This is a genomic window from Acidobacteriota bacterium (genome assembly GCA_016196065.1).
Taxonomy (GTDB): Bacteria; Acidobacteriota; Terriglobia; order Terriglobales; family Acidobacteriaceae; genus Acidiflorens.
This window is the reverse complement of record JACPYL010000025.1, coordinates 569,795-589,659: the sequence shown is the minus strand read 5'-3', so window position 1 is coordinate 589,659 and position 19,865 is coordinate 569,795. Positions and strand designations below refer to the sequence as shown.

Below are 19,865 nucleotides of genomic sequence, written 5' to 3'. Positions count from 1 at the left end.
CGGAAACTGAGAACTGAGAACCGGGAACCGGTCTTAAACTCCCAGCTTCTTCACTTCCTCGTTGTAGTACTTGCGGTAGAGGATGCTCCACTCTTCGGAGCCCTCGATAATCGTGCGGCGCTGGCTTTCAATCTTGAAGCGCGCAGATTGATCGATGCGGGCTTCCTGCATTAGAAGATCGTCGAGAATCTTGCGTACTTCGAGTCGGACGGTATTGCGGTCCTCGATGAACTCTACTTCGTCCATGTCAGCGACAGCGTCGGTGACTACATGAGCGAGTTTATTGACTTTGTCGCGGCTCAATCGCACGGCAGAACCCCTCGATAACAGTTCTCAGTTCCCGGTTCTCAGTAAAACCGTTGCATCCGGCCACTGAGAATCGGGACCGCTACAGGATAGCTTTGTATTTCTTGGTCAGTTCCGTCTTCACCTTGCGGAACATTTCCTGATAGTTCGCGCCGGCCTTCTGCATTTCGTCAGAGTAGGCCTCGAGAATCACGCGTACTTCATCGTTGATACGGTCCTCGAGCGCCAGTTCATCAAGCAGGGCAGCATGCACCTTTTCGTTCAGGGCAGGCAGGGCCTTGGTCTCGATGAGACCGCTGGCAACCAGTTTCTTGGCGACTTCGCGGGCCAGATAGCCCACATATTCCTTGGAGAAGAGCATGTCAGAGTGTGAAGGAAAAGTTTAGCACAGGAGAGCGAGGGCGGAGGTTCGAGGTCGGATTGCAGAGGTGAAAGGATGTACTAATTCGCGCCGCGGACAGCGCGAGACTTTACTTCTGCAATCTGACTTCTAACCTCTGACTTGCCTTTGTGCAACCTGACACCTGTCCGTTCCCTGCCGTACAATGACGCTATCGATGTCTCCGCATCCTGACGACTTAACCGGCGTAAAAGACGACATGACGGCCTTCATCGAGGGTCTGGGCATGCGCCGTTTCTTTGGCTATGTCGAGGCGGAGGAAATTCCCTGCGTCGTATGGGACTCCGGTCCGAATCCCGATGGTTGGAAAGATTTCGCCGAGTTGGCGAAGGCTGCCGGCGCGGCTTTCCTCACCATGCATGCCTGGGTGCTCGAGCGTGACGAGCTTGACCGTTTGTCGAAGCGTCTCGGCGACGGCGAGTACAGCAACGAGGAAGATCTGGAAGAAGCACGCTGGCTGAAAACCTATGTCGGCAAGACCGGGTTTCTCCAGTTGGGATGGGCGTACCAGGGGTGCATGTTTGTCTACGAAGCCGGCACAGAATGGTACGAACACTACCAGCGATTGCGGGAACTCTCCGACGACGTCGGTGGCTTCATGATTGACGAACCAGATCAGGACGACGAACGATAGCTTCGGTTTTACTCTCTCTCATCGACTTATGCGGATTCGATCGTCTGAATTTCTTTGGCGATTTCGGCCGTCATTTCGTCCCTGGTGAGCATGTGCTTGCGGATACTCTCCGGAAAATCAATCAGGATCTGCTCAAAACTGCGAATGGAACAATGCTGCACGGCCGCGAAGCCGAGTGCATCCGCTAGAAGGCAACTAAGCCGGATTACTTCCGCCGGGTCGTCCTTACGGGACAGTGGTTCGTGGTGAGCGCAAGTAGTGTCGAGGAAAGTCTCGGGGAGCTTCCACGACTGGATCAGCATGCGCCCGGCCGAGCAATGATCGAGTCCGAAGACTTCCTGTTCGCGCTCCAGCGCGTTCCAGTTCGGATCACCCGCCGCTCGCTCGACCATCGCTGAATATTCCTCTGGCCGCAGCGACGCCAGTGCAACTCGGCCAATGTCGTGCAGGATGCCAGCCGTGTAAGCGAAGTCACTGTCAATCAGGTTCCATCGCGCAATCCGTTCCGCGACCATTGCGCTGGCCACGCAGTGACGCCAGCAGGATCGTAGCGCGGGCGTAAAGGACTTATCCATATAGGACCGCAGCCCGACCGTGATGACTACTCTGCGCAGGCGACGGAAGCCAAGCAACATCGAGGCCTGCAGAATGCTTGTCACTTCCTTGGAAAATGCGATCAACGGCGAATTGGCGATTCGCAGGATTTCACCTGTAAACACCGGATCGGCGCGCACCAGATCGCATAGTTCGCTGAGCGACGTATCCGTCCCCGACAAGACATTCATCGCCCGGAGTGCAACCGTTGGAAAGGGAGGAAGCTTTTCTAAAGCCAACAATATTTCCGGCGGTTTGGCGGATTGCGCACGGCTGGCAGCAAGGGTTCCCATATACATGACACGCAAATCTGACGAACTAGCCGAGAAGACCGCTGCTCGGTTCGATCAAATACTGCTAAAGATCGATTAAAGACAGCTCCGCTTGGTAGTTTTCCAACTTCATATCCTATCGACACTCAGCATTTCGACTGCGCATGACCGAAGTACGCGTCCTACTGTGCGGGACCGTTCTACAAAGACAACGCCATGCCGGTTTGTGAGATAACTAGGATTCGCTCCCAAACTCTATGCGTTGGATTTCGCAGCCGGTCGATTCGGTAAAGGCAAGAACTCTCGGTGCTGCGCTCGCCCAAAGCGGCCTGAAGATCGCGCCGGCAGCGCTTCCTGTCTTGTCGGAGCTGCTTGTCCGGCGAGGGCTGGACGATCCCGAAGTCGCGCAGCGCTTTCTGGTGCCCGAACTCACCCATCTGCATGACCCGCTCCAGATGAGCGGGATGAAGGTGGCACTCGATCGTCTGGAAGCTGCGGTCGAGCGCAAGGAGAAAGTACTGATTTACGGCGACTACGATGTCGACGGCACCACCGCAATCGTGATCCTCAAGACCGCGATCGAGCTTTGCGGGGGCACCGCCGATTTTCATGTCCCACACCGCATTCGCGAAGGCTACGGAATGCGCGATGAAGTGATCGAACGGGCCGCCGCCGATGGCGTTCGCCTCATCATCAGCGTAGACACCGGCATTCGCGCCTTTGCCGCCGCTGAAACTGCCCGCCGAACAGGCGTCGACCTGATCGTGACCGATCATCACCTGCCGGGAACCGATGGCGTTCCGCATGCGCTCGCCGTAGTCAATCCGAATCAGGACGGGTGCGCCTATCCCTGCAAATATCTTTGCGGCGCGGGCGTCGCTTTCAAACTTGCGCAAGGACTGATGCAGCGCCGCCTGGATGCAAAGGATCAGGCGCGCCTGTTGATGTCATTTATGAAGGTGGTGGCCATCGCGACCATTGCCGATGCCGTCCCGCTCCTCGGCGAAAATCGCGTCTTCGCCAGCCTGGGACTTCGTGGTTTGCGCACGCCGGTCAATGTGGGTCTGAAGGCTCTGCTTGAAGTCGCGAAACTCGGTGACGGGCGAAATCTCACTTCGACCGAAGTTGCGTTCCGGATCGCCCCTCGCATCAACGCCGCTGGACGGATGGATGCTGCTCGCGACGTGGTCGAACTGTTCAGCGTGAAAGATATGGAACGCGCCCGCGAGATCGCCGGGCGGCTGGATCAGCTCAATGCCGAACGTCAGGACGAAGAGCGCCGCATCTTGGAAAGCATTGAGCACCTGCTCGAAGAAGAACCTGCGCTGCGCGAAGCGTATTGCATGGTCATTGAAGGTGACGGCTGGCATCGGGGCGTGATCGGCATCACGGCCACCCGCATCGTTGAAAAGTACGGCCGGCCGACTCTGATCTTGTCGCGCGACGGAGACGAGTCGCATGGGTCGGGGCGGTCGATTCCTGCCTTCCACATGCTGGATGCGCTCGAGTCTTGCCATGAACTGTTTTCTCGTTATGGCGGACATGCGCATGCGGTTGGTTTCGGGTTACCTGTTGCAAACGTCGCGAAACTTTCCGCTCATCTCGACGCCTACGCCCGAGCCCGTCTCACGCTCGCGGACTTCGAACCGCAACTCGACTATGATGCCAGCCTTCCACTCGAGAATGTGACTCCAGAATTACATCATGCGCTGCAGTTACTGGAACCGTTTGGCATGAACAATTCCGAGCCAGTGTTTATCGCTCGGAGTGTGCGGCTCGTAGCGCCTCCGCAAGCGGTGAAAGAAAAGCATGTTCGTCTGCGCGTTGCTCCCGCAGCACCGGGGAATGCTCACTCCGGCCAGAATGAAGGCGGAGACTCCCGGCCGCTTGAGCCGCGCTGTCATCCTGACTCGGCGGCAATTCCTAAACGAAATGGACAGGCTCCGGTGGTTGTCGAATCTGTTCCCGAGACAGCGTCGTCATGGCGCCGCAACATTACCTTCAAGGCGATGGGGTGGGGTTTGAAAAAATCCTGTGATCAGCTTCAATTGCTGGCCGGGGACAACCTCGATATCGCATACACGCTGGGGATGAACGATCATCCTGAGTTCGGTGGCCTGGAGTTGACGTTGCAGGATGTGGTCCGTGCCAAGCTGGACCGCTAGGTCGATCTCAACAAAAATTGATCTTTACAGAGGCAGTTCAGGTCTTTATAGTGCCCGTCCATGAGCGGAAATTTTTATTGCACGCAATGTGGCGCGGCCAACACCGAAGGCGCCCAGTTTTGTACGAATTGTGGTGCCGCGACGCAAGCAGCGCGCCCGGCCATGACGGCGCCCGCCGCGGCCCCGACACCGATGGCAGCAAATCCTTATCAGCCCTTGCAGGCCGCGCCCTTTGCGGGTATTGTGCCCGCGGGCGGTGTTCGCTATGGAGGTTTTTGGATCCGCTTTGTTGCCGCGATCATCGATGCCGTGATTGTCCAGGCCGTAGTGATGCCAATCAGCTTCGTCATCGGCGGCATCACCGGTGCCGCAGGAGCGATCGGTGGAGGGTCGAACGTCGGATTAGCAATCCTCGGCGGGCTCTTCGGCGCTGTCATCGGCATCGCCGGTACGTGGCTGTATGAGGGACTGATGACGAGTTCTGCCCGCCAGGCCACGCTTGGCAAAATGATCTTCGGGATGAGAGTCACCGATCTAAACGGCAACCGGATTTCATTCGGCCGCGCCACGGGCCGCTATTTCGCGAAATGGCTCTCAGCCTTCACGCTGCTCATCGGCTACATTGTTGCCGGCTTCACGGAGCGCAAGCAGGCACTCCATGACATGATCGCCGGAACGCTGGTGCGGATCGGCTAGCGGGCAAAGCACCGGCATGCGAATGTTCGCCGTAGAGACGAGGCTTGTCTCGTCTCCTTAACCACGTTGGTCCCCGCAGATTTGTCTTGCTTCTATCAGTGGCTCGCTGCGCCCGTTACGAATGCGTCCCAAGCCGGTTTTACTGCGTCGTCGTCAGCGCGCAAACCCAGAGAACAGAGGTATCCGATAAAAGCGGGATCATTGGGAATTCCGTAGTACTGCCCCAATGCGATGCAGGTTGCCGGATCGAAATCGTGTTCGATGAAATAGTTGAAGAACGGGATCCGAGTTCCACCCGCCCGCCACGATGTGAAAGCAGCAGTCACGAATTGAGCCTCGAGGTCAGGAGAACTCCCTGTGACTGCATCCGACGGATAACCCACTTCCTGCAGGATTAGCGGCTTTCCGCCGGTCCAGGACAGCATGAGAGGGAAGTCCGTGGTGGGGGCGTTTGGGGCGTCGACCTGAAAATCGCCGTGCAGAGGATAGTAGGTGAAGATGACCACGTCGCTCTTTGTATTCAATGCCTGCACGTTGGCCAGGTTGCCGGATTTCGCACCGATGAAAGTCGATGTCACCCCGACTAGCGTCTCGGGCCTTTTCCCATGGATGTAGGCCACCGCGTCTTCGAAGAAAGTGCGGTAGGTTGACCATTGATTGGTCGCAGCCAGGTAACCATCCACTTCATTTCCAATAGAAACATATTTTGCGTTGGAACCGAGCATCGGAAGCACGCGATCCAGAAGCGCATGAAAACGCGTCGCCATCTGCGGGGAATCGAATGCAACGTTGTTCAGGTCCGAAGGTACTTCGCGCTTCACGGTATTAATAACCTGAATGCCCAGATAGATCTGGAGATTCCTGGCATTGAAATAGGTCAGAGCACCCTGAAGTTGCGATAGATCGATATTGTTCGGCATCGGCTCCAGCGTGCTCCAGGTGTAGGTGAGCGCGACTCCTTTCACGCCAGCGCCGATTGCAAGATTCACCGCCTCATCAACGTCCTGCTGCGTCGGCGGTGGAATAGAGCGCGGGTTCATTGAAAGTGAGAGGATCTGGCTGGGAGGCGGAGGTGGCGGTGGTGGAGCAGTCACTCCGGAATTGCCTCCGCAGCTTACGGACGACAAAATAACGGACGCGGCCAGCACCCACAAAAAAGCCATGCCGAAAAAAACAGCCGTGGTACGGCGACCAAATCGCACTGACTCGTGAGGTTTCATCCGATTCGCACATGAACTGTGCGGTCTCAATTCTCCCTGATCTGAGGACCATGCACAATGCCGGATCGGAGTCAGCCGCCCATCGCAAGCCACTTTCGTCTCAAGCACGGCAGTGGTGCATGGAGTCCCACAACCTGCGCCTGTCCTTCCGCTACACTAGTGACGCATGCCTCTCCCTGTTTCCCGGCTGCGTCGTTGGTTTGCGGCGGGTGCGATTCTGGTGATCGCAGTCGTCGCGGGGATGTACGGGTACGCGCGCTGGCGGGTGCGGAATGCCTTGCATGACATTCCCAAGAAAATCGGCGTCGAAATCTCGCAGACCGCGGATGGATTCTCCATCTCCAAGTCCTCCGAGGGGAGGACTCTCTTCACGGTCAGTGCCTCGAAGGCTGTTCAATTCAAGAAGGGCGGCCACGCCGAACTGCACGACGTCAAGATCGTTGTGTTTGGTAAGGATTCCAGCCGGTTCGACCGCATCACGGGAGCTGACTTCGAATTTGATCCTGCATCCGGCGATGTCACTGCGAAAGGTTCCGTCGCAATCGATCTCGAGGCCAACCCCGAGGGGCTGAATGCCGCCGATCAAGCCATTCCCCGTGAGACCAGGAATCCCATTCACATCGAAGCCAGCGGGTTGATCTTCAATCGCAACACTGGCAATGCTTCGGTTAGCGGACGAGTAATCTTTCAGACGCCGCAGGCGTCGGGTTCGGCCGTCGGTATTCAATACGTCGCGAATACCGGCACGCTGAATCTGTTGGCTGACATCTCGGTCGACATTGCCAGTCCGCAACAAGCGCACCTGACCGCCACGCATGCCGAGATCACCAAGCAGCCGCGGCAACTGGTGTTGACTCGTCCGAAGATGTCGCGCCAGGAACAGCAACTTTCCGCGGATCGCGCCACGTTCTTCCTGCAACCGGACAACACCGTCGACCGCGTGCTCGCCCAGGGCAACGTTCAGTCGGAACTGCACGGCTCCTCCGAAGCCGGCGACGCTCACTCGCAAGCTGACCGGGCGGACCTGCTGCTGACCGGACCGCGCAATCTGTTGCGGACGGCAACTCTTAGCGGGAATGTCCAAATGGTGATGCAAGGATCCCAGCCTGGCGAAGTTTCCGCAGGAACCGTGACGATGCACTTTGCCGGACAACAGCTTCTCCAGACGGTGCACGCCGAGGGCGGCGTCCGGCTCGCGCAGCAGAAAAGTTCGAATGGCGATGCAGTTCTTACGGCTTCTTCAAAGGCGACGGCATCGAAGAGTGGTGCGTTCGACTCACAGGATATCGAACTCACCGCGCCAACCATGGACTTCACCCTCAAGAACGGCCGCCAACTGAAACTAGCGGAAACCAGTGGACCGCCGCAGATCGTGATTGCACAGCCCGGCGCTCATCAGCGGACCGTGGTCACGGCGCAGAAATTCACGGTCGCGTTCACGGAGAAGAGCCGGCTGGCGAGCCTGCACGGCGCGCCTGACGCCAGAATCGTTTCCAGTATCACCGGTCAGCCAGACCGCGTGTCCTCCAGTAATTCGCTCGATGTTGCCTTTCGCCCCACCGGTGGCATCAATTCCATTACGCAGGAGGGCAGCGTCGCCTATGTCGATGGCACCCGCAAGGCCTGGGGACAGCGCGCCACCTATACGACATCGGATCAGCTACTCGTGCTCAGCGGATCTCCCCGCGTTGCCGACAGTGGGATGGCGACAACGGCGCAGGTCATCCGTCTGGACCGGACAACCGGAGACGCCATCGCTGAGGGTGACGTGAAGAGTACCTACTCGGAACTGAAAGCGCAGCCCGACGGAGCGCTGCTGGCATCGGCCGACCCAATCCACGTCACCAGTCGGACGCTGACGGTTCGCCGTTCACCGGCGATCGCTACCTACGCCGGCAGTGCCCGTCTTTGGCAGAACGCGAACGTCGTGCAGTCTCCCAGCATCCAGTTTGATCGAGAGCATCGCTCGCTGGTCGCTCAGGGATCTGCTACCCAGCTGGTTTCGACCGTACTGGTGCAGATCGACAAGAGCGGGAGAGCAACTCCGGTCGCCGTAACCTCACCGCGTCTGTCTTACAACGATGCGGAACGAAAAATTGTGCTCGAGGGAGGCGTTACCGCCAAAGGATCCGCCGTTACGATGACGGCGAAACAAATGAACGTCCTTTTGCGGTCGAGAGCGCAGTCGTCTTCTGGAACTGAGGGTCCCGCCGCGGGACAGGTCGACCGAATCGTTGCGAACGGCAACATTTTGATCACGCAGCCATCGCGGTCGGCCACCGGAGAGCGGTTGGAGTACATTGCCGCGGACGACAAGTTCATTTTGACCGGTGGTCCCCCTAGCATTTTTGATGCCGAACATGGCAAGATTACCGGCGATTCGTTGACTTTCTTCAGGGGCGATGGTAGGGTGCTGGTTGAAGGTAGAGAAACGTCCCCGACAACAACCAGGACGCGAGTGGCACGATAAATGCATACGTTGGCCACCGACGAAATCGGCAAAAGTTACCGTGGCCGGCGGGTGGTGAATGGTGTCAGCATTCAGGTTCAGCAAGGTGAAGTGGTTGGCCTTCTGGGTCCGAATGGCGCCGGAAAAACTACCTCCTTCTACTCCATTGTTGGCCTGATTCCTCCCGACACAGGTAGGGTGCTGTACGACGACGAAGATATCACTAGCGTTCCCATGTACTTACGGGCGCGCCAGTACGGCATCAGCTATCTCCCGCAAGAAGCTTCGGTGTTTCGCAAGCTGACGGTTGAGGAGAACATTCTCGCCGTCCTGGAAGCCCAGCCTATTTCCTGGCATGAGCGCCGGGAGAAGGCGGAACAGCTGATTGACCAGCTTGGGCTGGAGCATATTCGTCAAAACCGCGGTTATGCGTTGTCGGGCGGAGAGCGCCGCCGGGTTGAGATTGCCCGGTCGCTATGCATCAACCCGAAATTCATCCTGCTGGATGAGCCGTTTTCGGGCATCGACCCGATCGCAGTGCTGGACCTGCAGAAGATCATTTCGGATCTGCGAGCCAGTGGAATCGGGATCTTGATCACCGACCATAACGTGCGCGAGACGCTGTCGGTGACGGATCGGGCTTACATCATCACCGAAGGCCGGATCTCATTTTCCGGCTCGCCGGAGCAGTTGGGAAGCAACCCGGAAGTGCGCCGGGTGTATCTGGGAGAAAGCTTTTCTTTGGTATGAGGCATTACCAAGGCGTTTCCGGATTGGCCTTTCGTGTCACTCGGATCGACCTTGGTGCATGAGAAGTTAGAAGAGAGGCTGCGAGCGGCGAGCTACGGGCTCCGAGCGAACCATTGAGGAATTGCTCGAAGCTCGTAGCCCGAAGCTCGCAGCGTATACAAAAACATGGTCGTCCTCCAACATCGTTTGAACGTGAAACTGTCGCAGCGGCAGATCCTGACTCCGGGTCTGGTGCAGATGGTTTCCGTGCTTGCGCTCAATAAACTTGAGCTCAAGGACATGATCAATGCCGAGATGGTCGAGAACCCTGTTCTCGAAGAGTTGGAAGACGCCATCCCGTTGCTTGATGATGTCGGACGCCAGGAAGAAGAACGCGACCGCCTGGCTGCTCAGGCCACCGCCGACGAGAAACCCGTCGCCGACGAGAAAAAAGACCCTTTTGAAGAAATCGATTTTGGCTCTTTCTTTCAGGACTACCTCGATCCCGGTTATCGCAGCCGCGGCGAGATGGAAGAAATCGAGAAGCCATCGTTCGAAAATTTCCTTTCCAAGCCCGGCAACCTGTCCGACCACCTGCTCTGGCAACTGGGAGCAATTTCGGTCAGCACTCCCGTACATGATGCCGCTGAAGTCATCATCGGCAATCTGAGCGAAGACGGCTACCTGATCGCCAGCGACGAAGAAATGCTGGGGATCGCGCCGCCCGCCGCTCCGGAAGTGGATGCGCAGACCCAGGCCAAGATTGTCGGAGAAGCTCAGGCAATCGGGATCGATGCCGACGTGCCCACGGAACTGGAATCTGGCGACGAAGGCCTGGACTACGGAGACCATCCCGATTTTCCGGACGTTACGCCATCAGTTCCACCCTCTGATTACAGTAGCGCCGTGGTCGAAGCCGTGAGTATCCCGGTTTCTAGCGGCGTGGCTGCGCAGGCGCAGATGGCACCGGAGCCGCAGATGTCCGCTCCTGCACCCGCTTCGTTGCAAATGCCTGCACCGGTCCCCGCAAGTTTCACGCGAGAGGATCTGCATCAGGCGCTGGAAATTGTGCGCCAGTTCGATCCACCGGGAATTGCGTGCCGTGATTTACGCGAGTGTCTGTTGTGCCAGTTGCAATACCACCTGGCGCAGTTACAGGCGCATCGCAACATGAACGGACACGCCGCCACTGAAGAAGTCTTGAAAGATGCGATGGCGGTGGTCGATCAGCATCTGCGCGCCGTCACGTTAAAGCAATTCAAGGAGATCGGTCGTGCGATTGGACGGCCCGTCGAAGCGGTGACGGCCGCCCTCGACTATGTCCGGACACTCGATCCTCGCCCCGGCCTGCAATACAACAAAGTTCCCGCGCGCCTGATCGAGCCGGATGTCGCCTTCATCAAGCATGGTGACGAGTGGCTGGTCATCATGAACGACGAAGACATGCCCACGTTGCGGCTGAACCCGGCCTACAAGCGTTTGCTGACCCGCGACGGCAATGATCGAGACACGCGCAACTACGTCAAAGAGCGTTACAAGTCGGCCATCCAGCTCATCAAGAACATCGAGCAGCGCAAGCAGACGATCATGAAAGTCTGCTACTCGATTGTCGCGCGCCAGCAGGATTTCCTGGAACTCGGGATTGATCAACTCAAGCCGATGATGATCAAGGAAGTGGCCGAGGAAATCGGCGTCCACCCTTCAACCGTCAGCCGCGCCGTAGCCAGCAAGTACGCGCATACGCCGCAGGGCGTTTTTGAACTACGCTACTTCTTCTCGGAAAGCGTGCAAGGCCCCGAAGGCGGCAACACCTCGCTGCTGATCTTGAAGCGGCGCGTGAAGAAATTGATCGAAGAAGAGGATCCGAGCCGTCCGTTGACCGATGAGCAGATTACTCGCATCCTGCAATCCCAAGGAATCCAGGTTACCCGCCGTACGGTGGCAAAATACCGGGAAGATATGAAGATTCCGAGTACGCACCAACGAAGAGTGAAAAAATGAAGCTGCGAGCCGCGAGCTACGGGCTTCGAGCATACAAAAACCTGGTTGCTCGAAGCTCGCGACTCGAAGCCCGCAGCCGTTCTTTATAGTTTTTACTTTTGTGGAGGCTGCTCCATGAACGTCGAATATACTGGCCGTCATTACGAAATCACTCCTATCATCCGCAAAGATGTTGAAACCGGACTCAGCAAGATTCGCAAAATTCTAGGCGATCGATTCGAAACCAAAGTGGTTCTCGCGGTGGAGAAGCGTCGCCACAAAGCCGAAATCACCATCAGCCTCCGCAACGGCCCGATTGTCGGCCTGGCGCAGACGACTGACATGCCTTCCGCCGTCGGCGAAGCGCTCGACCATCTTCACAAGCAAGCGTTGAAGTACAAAACGAAGTGGCTGAGCAAGAAACGCAAGGCCGGCAAGAAATTCAATGGCGAAGCCGAGCAGGACAGCGTCGAGGCTTCTGTCGGACTCACCGAGAGCGCTGCTGTTTCGGTGACGGTCCATAAATTCCCCGCCGTTGCAAAGACCACGGAAGTCCACCTTGTGCATTCGAAGGATTCCGTGGCGCTCCGCCCGATGACCCTCGAAGAAGCCATCAAAGAGGCGCATTTCCGCGATCGCGACGTATTTGTATTCCGCGATCCGAAGGGCAAATTGATGGTCCTGCACCGCACGCGGGAAGGGAAGATGGAGTTGATCGAAGCGCCGTAAGGCAGCACTCAGCACCCGGATTAGAAGAGCAATTTCTATGGAGGGAGGTCGGGTTGTTCACTCTGCAATCTGACCTCTCCCCTTTGACCCCGTTCTCACATCCCTCGCATTGCCTGTTCGGCCCACTGTAGAGCTCGCCACCATTCGTTGTTCGCTTCCTCGTCGGAAAGATGCAGCTGTTTAGCGAGAACGATCGCTTCACTCCACTCTGCCGATTCCAGGGCCAGCATGAGCTGGTAAATGGGTCGCAGCACACTTGGCTGTCCGAGCAGAGTCGCCTTGATCTCCTTGTCGACGGGAATCTGTGCCAGCACGACATCCATGTGGACTTCCAGGATCGCGTCCATCACCGAAAGAAGGCCCATCAGAAAGAGGTCACTCCCTGATTTCACTCGCGCGGCAAGCGACTCGCAGAATCGCGCTCTTGCCAGGGCGGTGAGGACCAGTTCGTTGCAGGAACGCTCGGCTGCGGCGATGGTTACGACCAGTCGAATCCAGCGCCGCAGTTCACGTTCGCCAAGAATCGCCATTGCGTGCCGGATCGACTTGATTTCCAGGGAGAATCCGAAAAGCGGCGAGTTGAGATAGCGCAGCAGTCGATAGCAGATGGCCGTTTCTTGTTTGATTCGTGTCTCCAGTTCGTTCAAGTCCAGTTCGACGCGGCAGACCATTTCCAGCAAGCGCATGTAGTGCAGCTTGTTGGCTGGTACTTCGCGCACCATCTTGACTTCGGGACGTCGAAAGAAATAACCCTGGAAGAGTTCGAATCCCATATCGCGCGCTTGTCGGAATTCGTGCGGTGTTTCCAGTTTTTCCGCCAGCATCCGGCACTTGGCCCCGAAACGGCGCATCAGTCCGGCTCGTTCCTCAACCCGCGTTGCCCGGACGTCGATCTTGAGGATGTCGGCAAATTCGCAGAGCGGCTCGCGAGGGTCGTGGGGAGCGAAGTCATCCAATGCGATCAGGTATCCGGCAGCCTTCAGACGCTTGCACGCTGCAATCACGCGATCCCCGGGCTCCACGGTCTCGAGGACTTCAACCACGGTTTGATCCGGAGGCAGCAGCGTGATCAGGTCTTTCAGCAAGGCGTCGCGGGTCAGATTCACGAACGCCAGGCGTCCGTCGCAGAGCGTGTTCAGGCCGAACAGCAACGTACTGTCCAGCGTACTGCGCGACGCGAATTCCGGCTCCGCTGAAAAACAGTTTGCCTGCCCATCTCGAAACAGGAGTTCGTACCCATAGACTTTTTGCGTCCGGTCAAAGATGGGCTGGCGTGCGACAAAGCGCTGCCCAACCAGAGGGAGTGACGTGGGCGCATGGCTGCCAGCGGCTACTGGTTTCACTCTTTTCCCATCGGCGGAAAGCACTCTGGACTTCAGCCGCCGAATGCCCGTACCCAAAGCTGCTTGAGTACCAACTTGAATCGAGCCCGCATCGACAAGAGTTGCTTTCCGGGCACGGGGTCGCATATCATCCGCGACTCGTACTTCCAATCCATGGCTGAACTGGTTCGTACTCTACGGTTGCGTGACTTGGCCCTGCTGATTGTCGGAGCGGTCATTGGCTCGGGGATTTTTCTGGTGCCGGCGCAGGTGTTGCGACAGGTTCACGGATCCACGGGACTGGCGACACTGGTATGGCTCGGCGGCGGCGTCCTCGCACTGCTCGGTGCGCTGACCTATGGAGAACTCGCCGCGATGAAGCCCTCCGCCGGCGGGGTCTACATCTATGTTCGCGACGGTTTCGGCCGCCTGCCCGCATTCCTTTATGGCTGGAGCCTGTTTCTCGCGATCTCGAGTGGAACGGTATCCGCACTCGGGGTGGCGTTTGCCACTTATCTGGGAGCAGTCATTCCGCTAAATCCCTTCGCATCGAAACTGGTTGCACTGGCCTCCATCGTCGCAGTGACCATCGTCAATGTACTGGGCACTCGCAAAAGCTCTGACATGCAAAATTGGACGACGCTGATCAAAGCCGTCCTGTTGCTGGGCATCACTGCCGTGCTTTTCAGTCTCGGACAACACAAGTCTGACGTGATCTCAACTCTGTGGCCACGCGAAGCAGGAGGAGCGGCCGCAGGATTTGGCCTGGCGATGATCACCGCGTTGTGGGCATACGAAGGATGGCAGTTCGTGACCTACAGTGCGGGCGAAGCTATCAACCCTCGGCGCGATTTTCCGCGAGCCCTTTTCTGGGCGACGCTATCTCTGACCGTTCTGTACGTCGTAGCAAACTCCGGATACCTTGTCGCACTCGGCCCGGACGCGGCTACCAGGTCCGATGTGATCGCCGCCGATGCCATGAAAGTGACCCTCGGTCCGTGGGCGGCCAAGCTGGTGGCGCTTACGATCTTGATTTCTGTCTTTAGTGGAATGAACAGCGTCGTACTAACCGCCCCGAGAGTGTTTTACGCCATGGCCCGCGACGGCGTCTTCTTCAAGAAACTCGCCGAAGTGCATCCTAGGTTTCGCACACCCGCGACCGCCATCATCGCCCTCGGTGTCTGGTCGGCAGCGTTAGCCATGATGGGAAGTTTTCAGAAACTGATCGGCTATACGATGTTCGTGGCATGGATTTTTTACGGACTAGGCGGAGCCAGCGTGTTCCCACTCCGCCGCCGTGAACCGGATGCCGAACGGCCGTTTCGCGTACCGGGATACCCCTGGACGCCGCTGGTCTTCGTGGGGTCGGCGTTTGCGTTAGTGGTAAACGTCATAGTCGCCACGCCCTGGGATGCATCCAAGGGGCTGGCAATCGTCGCGTTGGGCCTGCCCGTGTACTGGCTCCTGTTTCGGCGCAACGCAGGAACCGAGACCGCAGAGACGCCGCCTCCACAGTGACTCGGGAGAAGGCGCGCTTCATCGGTTCCGATTAAAATAGCCGACGACAGGTGGCGAGCTGGGCTGCGCGTTGCTGCCCGTAATCCATCATCGAAAGGAATCTCACCATGCGTTGGACACCCGGTGGTCGCAGCGAAGACCTCGAAGACCGTCGTGATGACAGTGGCGGTGGAGGTGGCGGCGGCGGCTTTAACTTAGGCGGCATGCACATCGGGATTGGCGGTTTCCTGGTCCTGCTGGTGTTGAGCCTGGTGTTCAAACGCGATTTCCTCTCGCTGGTGGGGGGCGGGGGCGTCGGTGCGCCGATTCAAAACAGCCAACCCGACACAGCGCGGGACCAGCGCGAAGAGCCGGAGGTGCAATTCGTTTCCTTCGTACTCGACGACGCCCAGAAGACGTGGACACAGATTCTCAGCAGCGAGGGTGTTTCGTACAGGCATGCGAAGCTCGTGCTGTTTCGTGACGGCATCGATTCCGCATGTGGAATGGCACAGTCCGCCACCGGCCCGTTCTATTGTCCTCAGGATGAAAAGGTTTACATCGATCTGGGTTTCTATGATGAGTTGAAGCAGCGCTTTGGAGCGCCTGGCGAGTTTGCGCAAGCCTACGTGCTCGCGCACGAAATCGGTCATCACATTCAGAAATTGATTGGCGTCGAGGAGAAAGTGCGCGCGGCGCAAGGACGCGACCCGCGTTCCGCGAATCAACTTTCTGTTCGCCTGGAATTGCAGGCAGATTGTTTCGCGGGCGTCTGGGGATACTCCACCAGCCAGCGCAACCTGCTGGCCGAGGGAGAGGTGCAGCAAGGATTGAACGCCGCGGCAGCGGTCGGCGACGATCGTTTGCAACGCATGTCGACCGGCCGGGTGAATCCCGAATCGTTTACCCACGGCTCCTCGCAACAGCGCATGGACTGGTTTCAAAAAGGATTTACCACCGGAGATTTGAAGGCCTGCAACACCTTTGCCCAGTGAGGAGCCAAGGGTCGGGGCATTACCAACGGTTGGTGGTTGTGCAAAACTTAGGGGCAATACCCCCTTGCGCAGGGGATGCTTTCATGAGTAACATCATGGAGTTCCCTGCGGTCGCGCTCCTAGCGTGGCCCTTCGCGCACAACTCCAAGGCGCCAAGACGGTTTGAACATCGTTCTCGAAGCAACCCAGTGTTTTGCGAGGTGCTGTGCTGGTAGTGCAGGCATAGCAGCCTATGCGAACAGCGTGCCTTTACAAGTGGGGAAGTAGAAACAACCAAGCCGGGCAACCAGGCTGGATGATTAACGACAAACAAGAGAAAAACATGAATGCTGGACCGCGAAATCCCTCCGGAGGCGGAGGGAAGAACAAACGGCGCCGGGGACGGCGTCCGCCTAAAAGAGGTCCCGGAGGCCCGATGGGCCGTGACCGCCAACAACAACAGGGCATCTACACCGCCCCCATGGATCACAACTATCGCACCAACATGGGCAGCGACAATGGCAGTCGCGGAGGAGGGCGCCGTGCCGGCTTTGGCCCTTCCTACACCCCGATGGATCCCGAGCCTCTTCCCGCCCAGCACGAAGACGCGGCATCCCGCATCTTCGCGTTTGTTGAGGACCTGTTCTTCCTCGCCAAGATTCAGGAGACCGGCCGCAAAATGAACGTGAAGGTCGAATTCGTGAAAAACGAAAAAGACCTCACCGAACGGCTCAGCAATAACGGCGACGGCAAGCCTTCCCTGATCATTTTCGATCTGAACAACGCCAACGCGAAGCCACTGACCTTGATCCCCAAGCTGAAAAGCAAGCTCAAGAAGGGCACGTCGATCATCGGATTCCTTTCCCACGTGCAGGGCGATCTGAAGCAGAAGGCCCACGAAGTGGGCTGCGACATGGTCCTGCCGCGTTCCGCGTTCTCGCAAAATCTTCCCCAGCTGTTGCGACGGCACGGCGCGATAGAAACGGAATCGGCGTAGTAACAGTTCTCGGTTCTCAGTTCTCAATCAACGCTGGTTTTTAGTGAAGTGCGGATTTCACTGAGAACTGAGAACTGAGAACGGGTTTCCTCCTGATACAATTTCGCCGTGTTCCCACGAATAATTCTGCTCCTGGTCATTCTGTCTGTTGCTGCCTTGGTCTGCGCGCAGCAGCCGCCGGTCAAAGTCAACGTGATCAACGTGTGCACTCCCTCTGCGGACGAACAAAAGGAACTGTCTTCGGCTCTCGCAAAGGTTCCGGCCAAACTCACGTTCGGCACGGACTACGAAGTCGCTCGCGGACACTCCACCCTCGATCAGAGCACCGCGATTCCAGGCATGCAGCCGTTGCCGCCGGGAACGACGTCCAGTGCCGACTGGGTCCGCATTCGGCGCGAATTTCCGGAGTCCACATTCTTCCTGAACGCCCAGTATTCCTTCAGCGTGGATTCGAAGAACATGATCGAGACCCTGGCTCTGCGGGTGCGCGATCCGAAAGATTTGATGCAGGTCTCCATCGAAGACAGTGCTTCCAACGTTGCCTCGCCGGCCGCCATGCTGTCGTCCAACACGCCCGTCTCTCGCATCAAGCTGGAGCGCTTTGGCAAGCCGTCGGTCGTGCTGGCGCGTTGTTCAGGCGCCGAAGGGCCTGCCACCGATCAGACGGTGTATGAACCGATTTTCAAGGCAGCCACCGCGCTCATGAGCCGCTACCGCGTCACGCTGGGCGTGAGCAGGATGGTGCCGCAGGAACTGGCCCGGTTAGGTTGGGGCACCGCCAGCAGGACGAGCAAAAAGACACCCCCGGCCGCGCGGAAAAGTCCTTAATTCTCAACGCACTGTTGTGCCGTTTGCAACCGAATCGCTTTTGCGGAATCTATCAGACTAACCATTATGGATATTCGTAACGTCGTCATCATCGGTTCGGGCTGTGCAGGCCACACGGCCGCTCTCTACGCCGCGCGTGCCAACCTCAAGCCGCTCGTGCTCGAAGGCCATCACCCGGGCGGGCAGCTTTCACTCACCACTCTGGTGGAAAATTTCCCTGGCTTTCCCGACGGCATCCAGGGACCGGAACTGATCGAGAACATGCGCAAGCAGGCCTCCCGCTTCGGTGCCGAATATCACATGGGACACGTCGTCAAAGCGGATCTGAGCAAGCATCCTTTCGAGTTGAGTCTCGGCAAGGAAACGATTCAGACGCGTACGCTGATTATCGCCAGCGGCGCCTCCGCACGCTGGCTGGGATTACCCAACGAGCAGGCCCTGATCGGGCACGGTGTCTCTTCCTGCGCCACCTGCGACGGATTCTTCTTCAATGGGAAGGAAATCGCTGTCATCGGCGGCGGAGACTCCGCCATGGAAGAAGCGACCTTCCTGACTCGTTTTGCCAGCAAGGTCACGCTCATTCATCGTCGCGAAGAATTTCGCGCATCCAAAATCATGCTGGACCGCGCGAAAGCGAATCCGAAGATCGCATTCATGACGGATACGGTTGTGGATGACGTCCTCGATGTCGGCAAGCACGAGGTAACTGCGCTTCGTTTGCGCAACCTCAAGACCGGGGAGAGTTGGGATTTCCCGACCAGCGCCATGTTCCTCGGCATCGGCCACGTTCCCAACGCCAAGATTTTCGAAGGTCAACTGGATGCCGATGCGGACGGTTATCTGATCACCACCAAGAACGTATTCACCAAAGTGCCCGGCGTCTTCGCCTGCGGCGACGTGCAGGACCGCCGCTATCGCCAGGCCATTACCGCCGCCGGCAGCGGCTGCATGGCAGCCCTCGAAGTCGAGAAGTATCTGGAGGAAGCAGGGCACTGAAGCCGGCCACATCTTCGGCAGATTCCTGTTTTTGAATCGTTCAACCGCGCGTCTGCGCCTAGTAGGAGATCGTGATGGCGACTGCATGTACTCACCTCGGCGAAATTCACAAAGTGAAACCCAGCGGCAAGGGCTGCAAAGAGTGTCTGGAGATGGGCGACACCTGGGTGCATCTGCGACTCTGCCTGTCGTGCGGACATGTCGGCTGTTGCGATTCGTCCAAGAACAAGCACGCCACCGCGCATTATCGACATGAGAAGCACCCGATTGTGAAGTCGTTTGAGCCGGGTGAAGACTGGCGATGGTGCTATGCCGATGAAGTTTTTCTGGATTGACGCCGCATTCCACTACTTCAACACTCGCCGCCGCTCGGCGGGAGTGAGCGTTTCGCAGGCCGTCCGTAGCACGAGCCGCGGAGCGCGGCTGCGAATCGTCATCAGGTAAGGTACAGTCCGCGTAGGATCGGCCTTGGCCATCTCGCGGAGAAGCCATCCCAATCCCTTCTGCACCATGTCGTCTTGATCCTGCAACAACTGCTCCGAGAGACGCACGATTTCGGCAAAAAACTTCTTTTGTTCCGGACGCAAGATCAACGCCACGCATGCCGCACGACGGCGCCAGCGGTTCTTTGATTTCGCCCAGCGAAAAACTTCCCGGCAACGCGCAGGTTTGGCATAGACCATGGGAGCGAGCAGATAGTGGGCCAGCGCATCGTGATCCGCCCAACTACTTACGCGGTCCAGCCACGAAGTAAAAAGCTTGAATTCTTCTTCTCCGAAAAGATGCGTCTGCTTCTCGAGTAGAAAAACCGCAAAAACTTTTTCTTCCAGATAGCTCCCGGAGAAGAGCTTGTCCGCGACACGTACGACGAATTCCAGGCCTCGTTCTCGAACCATAGCGCGCCGGAAGCGAACCGCGACTTTGCGGAGTTCGGCGGTATACCACCCGCGCGATTTCACTTCTTCTTTGAAAAACCACTGCACTTCTTCGGAGTGGGGAGCGGATCCGCCATCCTTCAATACTCTGCGGATGTGCGCAGCAATGTACTCGGGAGCGAGTTTGCGCTTGGCCATGATC

Annotated in this window: 19 protein-coding genes; 13 read left to right on the top strand and 6 right to left on the bottom strand. The window is 57.7% G+C overall.

The window, feature by feature from the left end; genetic code table 11:
- Nucleotides 1-33: 33 nt before the first annotated feature.
- Both HY010_20385 and HY010_20380 read right to left on the bottom strand, forming a co-directional pair.
- Nucleotides 34-309, bottom strand: coding sequence for a DUF507 family protein (locus HY010_20385; protein ID MBI3478098.1), 276 nt, complete (start codon nucleotides 307-309; stop codon nucleotides 34-36).
- Between the two features lie 79 nt (nucleotides 310-388).
- Nucleotides 389-667: a DUF507 family protein gene (locus HY010_20380; GenBank protein ID MBI3478097.1), complete on the bottom strand. Its 279-nt coding sequence runs from the start codon at nucleotides 665-667 to the stop codon at nucleotides 389-391.
- A 196-nt stretch (nucleotides 668-863) separates the two neighbouring features.
- Here HY010_20380 and HY010_20375 point away from each other — a divergent pair, with 196 nt between their 5' ends.
- Nucleotides 864-1,340 (top strand): hypothetical protein, encoded by a 477-nt coding sequence (locus tag HY010_20375; protein ID MBI3478096.1) that lies wholly within the window; start codon nucleotides 864-866, stop codon nucleotides 1,338-1,340.
- Between the two features lie 26 nt (nucleotides 1,341-1,366).
- Here the strand turns inward: HY010_20375 and HY010_20370 are convergent, their stop codons facing one another.
- Nucleotides 1,367-2,233 (bottom strand): HDOD domain-containing protein, encoded by an 867-nt coding sequence (locus tag HY010_20370; protein MBI3478095.1) that lies wholly within the window; start codon nucleotides 2,231-2,233, stop codon nucleotides 1,367-1,369.
- Nucleotides 2,234-2,463: 230 nt separating this feature from the next.
- Between HY010_20370 and recJ the strand changes: the two genes are divergently transcribed.
- On the top strand, nucleotides 2,464-4,371 hold the full coding sequence (gene recJ, locus HY010_20365) for a single-stranded-DNA-specific exonuclease RecJ (protein ID MBI3478094.1): 1,908 nt from the start codon (nucleotides 2,464-2,466) through the stop codon (nucleotides 4,369-4,371).
- A gap of 60 nt (nucleotides 4,372-4,431) precedes the next feature.
- Nucleotides 4,432-5,067 (top strand): RDD family protein, encoded by a 636-nt coding sequence (locus HY010_20360; protein MBI3478093.1) that lies wholly within the window; start codon nucleotides 4,432-4,434, stop codon nucleotides 5,065-5,067.
- Between the two features lie 95 nt (nucleotides 5,068-5,162).
- Here HY010_20360 and HY010_20355 read toward each other — a convergent pair whose 3' ends face one another.
- Nucleotides 5,163-6,161, bottom strand: a complete 999-nt coding sequence (locus HY010_20355; protein ID MBI3478092.1) for a hypothetical protein — start codon at nucleotides 6,159-6,161, stop codon at nucleotides 5,163-5,165.
- A gap of 292 nt (nucleotides 6,162-6,453) precedes the next feature.
- Here HY010_20355 and HY010_20350 point away from each other — a divergent pair, with 292 nt between their 5' ends.
- The 4 genes from HY010_20350 (at nucleotide 6,454) to raiA (ending at nucleotide 12,174) form a co-directional block, all read left to right on the top strand.
- Complete coding sequence (locus tag HY010_20350) at nucleotides 6,454-8,757, top strand: hypothetical protein (GenBank protein ID MBI3478091.1); 2,304 nt, start codon at nucleotides 6,454-6,456, stop codon at nucleotides 8,755-8,757.
- Nucleotides 8,758-9,486 (top strand): LPS export ABC transporter ATP-binding protein, encoded by a 729-nt coding sequence (lptB, locus tag HY010_20345; GenBank protein ID MBI3478090.1) that lies wholly within the window; start codon nucleotides 8,758-8,760, stop codon nucleotides 9,484-9,486.
- 165 nt (nucleotides 9,487-9,651) lie between these two features.
- The gene (gene rpoN, locus HY010_20340) at nucleotides 9,652-11,466 is read left to right on the top strand and encodes an RNA polymerase factor sigma-54 (protein ID MBI3478089.1); all 1,815 of its coding nucleotides are present in this window, start codon (nucleotides 9,652-9,654) and stop codon (nucleotides 11,464-11,466) included.
- 114 nt (nucleotides 11,467-11,580) lie between these two features.
- A complete protein-coding gene (gene raiA / locus HY010_20335; protein MBI3478088.1) occupies nucleotides 11,581-12,174 on the top strand; it encodes a ribosome-associated translation inhibitor RaiA in 594 nt (197 codons plus the stop codon).
- A 95-nt stretch (nucleotides 12,175-12,269) separates the two neighbouring features.
- Here raiA and HY010_20330 read toward each other — a convergent pair whose 3' ends face one another.
- Nucleotides 12,270-13,517 (bottom strand): HDOD domain-containing protein, encoded by a 1,248-nt coding sequence (locus HY010_20330; protein MBI3478087.1) that lies wholly within the window; start codon nucleotides 13,515-13,517, stop codon nucleotides 12,270-12,272.
- Between the two features lie 153 nt (nucleotides 13,518-13,670).
- Here HY010_20330 and HY010_20325 point away from each other — a divergent pair, with 153 nt between their 5' ends.
- The 6 genes from HY010_20325 to HY010_20300 all read left to right on the top strand — a co-directional run bounded on the left by HY010_20325 (nucleotide 13,671) and on the right by HY010_20300 (nucleotide 19,123).
- Nucleotides 13,671-15,014, top strand: coding sequence for an amino acid permease (locus HY010_20325; GenBank protein ID MBI3478086.1), 1,344 nt, complete (start codon nucleotides 13,671-13,673; stop codon nucleotides 15,012-15,014).
- A 107-nt stretch (nucleotides 15,015-15,121) separates the two neighbouring features.
- Complete coding sequence (locus tag HY010_20320) at nucleotides 15,122-15,988, top strand: neutral zinc metallopeptidase (GenBank protein MBI3478085.1); 867 nt, start codon at nucleotides 15,122-15,124, stop codon at nucleotides 15,986-15,988.
- Nucleotides 15,989-16,538: 550 nt separating this feature from the next.
- On the top strand, nucleotides 16,539-16,964 hold the full coding sequence (locus HY010_20315) for a response regulator (GenBank protein ID MBI3478084.1): 426 nt from the start codon (nucleotides 16,539-16,541) through the stop codon (nucleotides 16,962-16,964).
- Between the two features lie 108 nt (nucleotides 16,965-17,072).
- Complete coding sequence (locus HY010_20310) at nucleotides 17,073-17,792, top strand: hypothetical protein (protein ID MBI3478083.1); 720 nt, start codon at nucleotides 17,073-17,075, stop codon at nucleotides 17,790-17,792.
- 66 nt (nucleotides 17,793-17,858) lie between these two features.
- A complete protein-coding gene (gene trxB, locus HY010_20305; protein ID MBI3478082.1) occupies nucleotides 17,859-18,788 on the top strand; it encodes a thioredoxin-disulfide reductase in 930 nt (309 codons plus the stop codon).
- 74 nt (nucleotides 18,789-18,862) lie between these two features.
- Nucleotides 18,863-19,123, top strand: a complete 261-nt coding sequence (locus tag HY010_20300; protein ID MBI3478081.1) for a UBP-type zinc finger domain-containing protein — start codon at nucleotides 18,863-18,865, stop codon at nucleotides 19,121-19,123.
- Between the two features lie 12 nt (nucleotides 19,124-19,135).
- Here HY010_20300 and HY010_20295 read toward each other — a convergent pair whose 3' ends face one another.
- On the bottom strand, nucleotides 19,136-19,861 hold the full coding sequence (locus HY010_20295) for a DNA alkylation repair protein (protein ID MBI3478080.1): 726 nt from the start codon (nucleotides 19,859-19,861) through the stop codon (nucleotides 19,136-19,138).
- Between the last annotated feature and the right edge of the window lie 4 nt (nucleotides 19,862-19,865).

Bases quoted from the DNA above. Each gene is read 5' to 3' on its own strand.
- HY010_20380 (MBI3478097.1), bottom strand. From the start codon at position 667: ATGCTCTTCTCCAAGGAATATGTGGGCTATCTGGCCCGCGAAGTCGCC.
- HY010_20375 (MBI3478096.1), top strand. From the start codon at position 864: ATGTCTCCGCATCCTGACGACTTAACCGGCGTAAAAGACGACATGACG.
- HY010_20370 (MBI3478095.1), bottom strand. From the start codon at position 2,233: ATGTATATGGGAACCCTTGCTGCCAGCCGTGCGCAATCCGCCAAACCG.
- recJ (MBI3478094.1), top strand. From the start codon at position 2,464: ATGCGTTGGATTTCGCAGCCGGTCGATTCGGTAAAGGCAAGAACTCTC.
- HY010_20360 (MBI3478093.1), top strand. From the start codon at position 4,432: ATGAGCGGAAATTTTTATTGCACGCAATGTGGCGCGGCCAACACCGAA.
- HY010_20350 (MBI3478091.1), top strand. From the start codon at position 6,454: ATGCCTCTCCCTGTTTCCCGGCTGCGTCGTTGGTTTGCGGCGGGTGCG.
- lptB (MBI3478090.1), top strand. From the start codon at position 8,758: ATGCATACGTTGGCCACCGACGAAATCGGCAAAAGTTACCGTGGCCGG.
- rpoN (MBI3478089.1), top strand. From the start codon at position 9,652: ATGGTCGTCCTCCAACATCGTTTGAACGTGAAACTGTCGCAGCGGCAG.
- raiA (MBI3478088.1), top strand. From the start codon at position 11,581: ATGAACGTCGAATATACTGGCCGTCATTACGAAATCACTCCTATCATC.
- HY010_20325 (MBI3478086.1), top strand. From the start codon at position 13,671: ATGGCTGAACTGGTTCGTACTCTACGGTTGCGTGACTTGGCCCTGCTG.
- HY010_20320 (MBI3478085.1), top strand. From the start codon at position 15,122: ATGCGTTGGACACCCGGTGGTCGCAGCGAAGACCTCGAAGACCGTCGT.
- HY010_20315 (MBI3478084.1), top strand. From the start codon at position 16,539: ATGGATCCCGAGCCTCTTCCCGCCCAGCACGAAGACGCGGCATCCCGC.
- trxB (MBI3478082.1), top strand. From the start codon at position 17,859: ATGGATATTCGTAACGTCGTCATCATCGGTTCGGGCTGTGCAGGCCAC.
- HY010_20300 (MBI3478081.1), top strand. From the start codon at position 18,863: ATGGCGACTGCATGTACTCACCTCGGCGAAATTCACAAAGTGAAACCC.
- HY010_20295 (MBI3478080.1), bottom strand. From the start codon at position 19,861: ATGGCCAAGCGCAAACTCGCTCCCGAGTACATTGCTGCGCACATCCGC.